This window comes from Massilia phosphatilytica (assembly GCF_977014125.1).
Window position 1 is genome coordinate 1 of the sequence record NZ_CDRNIL010000056.1, and the last position, 5,753, is coordinate 5,753.

Genomic DNA, 5,753 nt, shown 5'->3' on the forward strand with positions numbered 1-5,753 from the left:
GGCTGAGCTGTCGATCAGAACGTGACCTATGCGGGCCAGGTCCGGGTGCATGATCAACAGCTCAGCCAGTGTTAGTCCACTGAGGGATGTCTGAATGCTGTTCAGTACCTTGGTATTCGATCGCATGGGGATTTGGCGCTTTTGAAAACAGTGGCGCAATTATGGCGCGGTTTGGAGAACTGCGCCAAAAATCCTCTAAAATTTGGCGCAGTTTAACTAAATCCATCGATCTGCTCATGTACAAATAGCTTGGGGGACACGTGTCCCCCAAACTAGTTTGAAGATGCTGCTATCAACTACATTCGTAAATACAAAAGTTGCGCTGCAAGCCGCGCGCTAAAACCGGAATCCGTCATCGCCTGATCAATTTCGAACAATAGTCAGGCATGTCGCAATCGAAACGTTAGAACCTAGGCACCTGTCAGCCATGAGCATGCACAGGTTAGCCACGTCGAGTAGACCTCGTGCCCGTCCTTCCATCGTTTCGTCTCGTAAGGTTCTACTAACAACCTCAACCAACAGTTCGTCATCAGACAGATTGAGCAGTCGGCTCTGCTCGCTCAGCCATGTATCGAAAGCGGCACTTTCCATAATGTTCAGGTCCGACATGCAATCCTTTATGATAAAAATTACAACACTATCGTAGATATCACTTCCCACGTCGCAAGTCAGCTACTGGCTCTTCTCCCATGTATGCTTCTCTGCTGTTCCAGCACATTTCCACTGCGGTATTCCTGCCGTTTATACGCGGACGGAAAACGATAATAGTCCTTCATAAAAATTCAAATCTGGCTACGAGCTGCCAATGTTTTGCATGTCCGCCTTTCTCATGCGTCTGTAGTGACCTGCATCTGCTTCGCGATCAAACCTTTCGGTCCATGCTCAGCGCGGAACTTCACACGGTCTCGCTTGCTAGGTGCGTTACCTCGAAAGCTGTTCGAGTTAAAGAAGTACTCGTCACCGGAAAGCGCAACGATGTACCCGTAGAGCTTTTTGGCATCGTAAAACTTTACATGTCCCTCAACGCGAGCATCCGCGTCATGGCTTTTCGACGCTTTTATCGACTCGCAATCGATGACTTCGGGCATTACGTCGCTCAGGTCGGCTCCTGTCGCGCCCCGCAGTACGGCATCGAGCCTTCCAATCGATGCAGCACGAGCCAAATCGCTGTCATTGCTTGGGGTCGCAATCGCATACTGTGCCGCCGCGAAATCGATCAGGCGATTGGCAATACCTTTGGCAATGTTGTCAGCTGGCGCCATCGCGATAATGCTGCGCTTACCGTCCTTGCCGAATGCGACGGAGTCAATATCGGTCACCCAGACGCGCAGCGTCGCATCCTGGACGTGGGTCAGAGTTGAGCTGGAAAGCGCCGAGCCGTGCAGCTGGTTACCCACACTGATCCGCGACGTTTGATAAGTGCCCGAGGTTTCAATCCACAAGATGCGGGACTTGAACTGTATCCGTGACCACAATAAGTGACCGGTGCGGAAACTTAGGACTACGACCATACCCAGTGCCATGACGATAAGCACGCCGCGAGTAATCTCCATCCGCGCCATCTCATGGAGCTGCGCCGTGACATGCGACACCATCCATCCACATGCTGTGGCCATTGCGACGCCCCAAGCGCCCAGCAGCAAAAGAAAGAGAGAGTATCGGTTCTGAAAGGCATCGGTCCAGCTGGCCAACTGCAGGGAAGTGGTTGGTACCGGTTGAGTTTCCTCCAGTACGAAGCCGCCGAACGAACCACGCTCGCCCCCCGACACTTCAGGCGGGATGTTCGCATAGGCGCGATTCGGGATTCCGCGCTCCCACGCGCTTTGGAAGCCGCGACTGATCTCGGTCCAGAGTTGGGCCGGGGCGCAGTTCATCGCGATCGTTGTCTGTTCGCACGACACACTCGTTTGCGCGACGCTGTCGAGCCGCGAGACGATAGCACTGAAGCACAGTGTCGACGCCACCATCGAGCCGACCAGCAGCACGGCAGAAGTACTCCACATCGGAGAGATGTCGAAATGCGGTGCGATGCGCGGCACTATCACCGGTGCCATGATCGAGAACACGACAAGGCCGATCATCATCCAGAGCGCCCTATCGCGGGTTTCCGCAGGATGAGCGCTCCGGGACTCCTGCACATCGAAGCGTGCCGAGTTCACGAAAGGGCTAACCAGAGACAGGCCTGACATCGGCAAGTACAGCCAACTTGCGAACCCTTCGCATGGCGTGCCCATGAACATGAAATAGCAAACGACCAACGATACAAACAACGCAGCAAAAGCGATGAGCGAATGGAAGTGTTGCACGGCTGCGGCCTGCACCTCGTTCGGCGACGTCGCGAGGTTTCTCACCATCGAGTACAACACACCGTTAAGCGCACCGCGCGGCTCGGCAAAATCGATCGCGCGACGGCGTAAAGTCTCGAGAACTTGTTCGGTGCCGTGGCCGATGCCGGTTTCTGTCAGTGGGAGTTCGCAAGCCAGGCCAAGCGGAAACTTTCGCCCCAGATAGAACTGGGCTTGTGAGAGCGCTTCCATTAAGAGCTTGACCGCAATACTCAGCACCAGCGCGGCGACGGCGACGGCGATGACCGCAACCTTGTCTTCGTGAGCTTTGAAAAGGCCCTTGGCAGTAATCATCGCAGTGACACCGCCGGCTGCCGTAGCGAACGCTGCTAAGAAAAGAAAGACATTCTCAAACCTGAACGGATTCGGAAAGTTATTGATTAACGTATCGTCGCGGTTGTATTCGTAGGTCATAATGTGGTCGTCAAAGTGGCCGAAAATCCTAGTAGACCATCTAAGTCGAGCCATGCAACCCAATGTCACGCGGTCTTGGCGAGCAACTCAGCTACCATCAAATCAGTCCTTTGACGGTTCCAGAAACGCAGCCGCCCCCCAGTCGGCTTGAGCAATTTGTAGCGCCAGGCCGACTGGGGGGCACTGACTCGTCAAAGGACTGATTTGATGGTAGTAGTTGCTCGCCAAGACCGCGTGACACTGGGTTGCATGGCTCGACTTAGATGGTCTACTAGGATTTTCGGCCACTTTGACGACCACATTATGACCTACGAATACAACCGCGACGTTCGTTTCATCAATAACTTTCCGAATCCGTTCAGTTTTGAGAATGTCTTTCTTTTCTTAGCAGCGTTCGCTACGGCAGCCGGCAGTGTCGCTGCGAATACTGCCAAGGGCCTTTTTCAAGCTTCACGAAGACAAGGTTGCGGTCATCGCCGTGCCGCCGCCGTCGCCGCGCTGGTGCTGAGTATTGCGGTCAAGCTCTTAATGGAAGCGCTCTCACAAGCCCAGTTCTATCTGGGGCGGAAGCTCCGCTTCGGCCTGGCTTGCGAACTCCCACTGACAGAAAACCGCATCGGCCACGGCACCGAAGGCAGCCTCGAGACTTACGCCGTCGCGCGATCAATTTTGCCGAGCCGCGGTGGCTTGACGTTGTGTTGTACTCGATGGTCGGAAGACCTCACGATCACCGAACGAGAGTGCAGGCCGCAGCCCCAACACTTCCATTCGCTCATCGCTTTTGCCTGCGTTGTTTGTATCGTTGGTCGTTTGCTATTTTCATGTTCATGGGCACACCATGCGAAGGGTTTACAAGTTCGCTGTGCTTGCCGATGTGAGCTTGTCTCTGGTTAGCTTCCTTTCGGTGAACTCGGCACGCTTCGATGTGCAGGAGCCCCGGAGCGCTCATCCTGCGGAAACCCGCGATAGCGGCTGCTGGATCGGCCTTGTCGTGTTCTCGATCATGGCACGGTAGTGGTGCCGCGCATCGCACCGCATTTCAATATTCCGATGTGGAGTACTTCTGCCGTGCTGCTGGTCGGCTCGATGGTGGCGTCGACACTGTGCTTCAGTGCTATCGTCTCGCGGCTCGAACAGCGTCGCGCGAACGAGTGTGTCGTGCGAACGGAGCTGCGCCCCGGCCCAACTCTGGACCCTAGTCGCGCTTTCCAAAGCGCGTGGGAGCGCGGGATCCCAATCGCGCCTATGCGAACATCCCGCCTGAAGTGTCGGGGGCGAGCGTCGTTCGCTCGGCGGCTTGGTACTGAAGGAACTCAACCGGTACCAACCACTTGCCCCTGCAGTTGGCCAGCTGGACCGATGCCTTTCAGACCGATACTCTCTCTTTCTTTTGCTGCTGGGCGCTTGGCGCAATGGCCACGGCGTGTGGATGATGGTGTCGCATGTAGCAGGCGCAGCTCCGTGGAGTGGCACAGATGGAGATTGCTCCGCGGCGTGCTGCGTCATGGCACTGGGTATGGTGATGATCCTAAGTTTCCGCACCGGTCACTTATTGTGGTCACGGATACAGTTCAAGAATCCGCCGTCTGTGGATTGAAACCTCGGGCACTTATCAAACGTCGCGGATCAGTGTGGGTAACCAGCTGCACGGCTCGGCGCTTTCCAGCTCAACTGTGACCCACGTCCAGAATGCGACGCTGCGCGTCTGAGTCATGGATCCTGACTCCGTCGCATTCGGCAAGGACGGTAAGCGCAGGCGTTATCGCGATGGCGCCAGCTGACAACATTGCCACAGAAGGTATTGCCAATCGCCTGATCGATTTCGCGGCGGCACGGTATGCGATGCGACCCAAGCAATGACAGCGATTTGGCTCGTGCTGCAGATGGATTGGAAGGCTCGATGCCGTACTGCGGGGCGCGACAGGAGCCGACCTGAGCGACGTGAGATGCCCGAAGTCATCGATTGCGAGTCGATAAAAGCGTCGAAAGGCCGTAGACGCGGATGCTGGCGTTTGAGGGACATGTAAAGCTTTACGAATGCCAAAAAGCTCTACGGGTACATCAGTTGCGCTTTCCGGTGACGAGTACTTCTTTAACTCGAACAGCTTTCGAGGTAACGCACCTAGCGAGACGAGACCGTGTGAAGTTCCGCGCTGAGCAGTCGGACCGAAAGGTTTGATGCGCGAAGCAGATGCAGGTCCAGTACAGACGCATGAGAAAGGCGGACATGCAAAACATTGGCAGCTCGTAGCCAGATTTGAAGTTTTATGAAGGACTATTATCGTTTTCCGTGCCGCGTATAAACGGCAGGAATACCGGCAGTGGAAATGTGCTGGAACAGCAGAGAAGCATACATGGGAGAAGAGCCGGTAGCTGACTTGCAGAATTTCAGTGGGAAGTGATATCTACGATAGTGTTGTAATTTTTATCATAAAGGATTGCATGTCGGACCTGAACATTATGGAAAGTGTCCCGCTTTCGATACATGGCTGAGCGAGCAGAGCCGACTGCTCAATCTGTCTGATGACGAACTGTTTGGTTGAGGTTGTTGGTAGAGCCTTACGAGACGAAACGATGGAAGGACGGGCGCGAGAGGTCTACTCGACGTGGCTGACCTCTGCATGCTCATCAGGGCTGACAGGTGTGCCTAGGTTCCTAACGTTTCAAGTGCGAACATGCCTGAGACTATCGTTCGAAATTGATCAGGCGATGACGGATTCCGGTTTTAGCGCGCGGGCTTGCAGCGCAACTTTTTGTATTTTACGAATGTAGTTGATAGCAGCATCTTCAAACTAGTTTCGGGGGACACGTTCTGCCAGAGCTATTTGTACATGAGCAGATCGATGGATTTCGTTTAAACTGCGCCAAATTTCAGAGGATTTTTCGGCGCAGTTCTCCAAACCGCGCCATAATTGCGCCACTGTTTTCAAAAGCACAAAATACCATAGTTCTGGATCATCCAACTAACTCCTCCGTTTAACTCTCCACGATACG

3 protein-coding genes are annotated in these 5,753 nt (G+C 54.4%); 1 reads left to right on the forward strand and 2 read right to left on the reverse strand.

Annotated features, from left to right (window positions below; all coding sequences use genetic code 11):
* Nucleotides 1-827: 827 nt before the first annotated feature.
* Entirely contained in the window at nucleotides 828-2,759 is a 1,932-nt protein-coding gene (locus tag ACWNCF_RS02060) for a cold-shock protein (protein ID WP_449405838.1), read from the reverse strand.
* Between the two features lie 303 nt (nucleotides 2,760-3,062).
* Between ACWNCF_RS02060 and ACWNCF_RS02065 the strand changes: the two genes are divergently transcribed.
* Nucleotides 3,063-3,653 (forward strand): hypothetical protein, encoded by a 591-nt coding sequence (locus ACWNCF_RS02065; RefSeq protein WP_449405839.1) that lies wholly within the window; start codon nucleotides 3,063-3,065, stop codon nucleotides 3,651-3,653.
* 1,898 nt (nucleotides 3,654-5,551) lie between these two features.
* Here ACWNCF_RS02065 and ACWNCF_RS02070 read toward each other — a convergent pair.
* Complete coding sequence (locus ACWNCF_RS02070) at nucleotides 5,552-5,722, reverse strand: hypothetical protein (protein WP_449405840.1); 171 nt, start codon at nucleotides 5,720-5,722, stop codon at nucleotides 5,552-5,554.
* Nucleotides 5,723-5,753 lie beyond the last annotated feature (31 nt).

Excerpts from the sequence above, each read along its gene's own strand:
- ACWNCF_RS02060 (WP_449405838.1), bottom strand. The coding sequence starts at position 2,759 with ATGACCTACGAATACAACCGCGACGATACGTTAATCAATAACTTTCCG.
- ACWNCF_RS02065 (WP_449405839.1), top strand. The coding sequence starts at position 3,063 with ATGACCTACGAATACAACCGCGACGTTCGTTTCATCAATAACTTTCCG.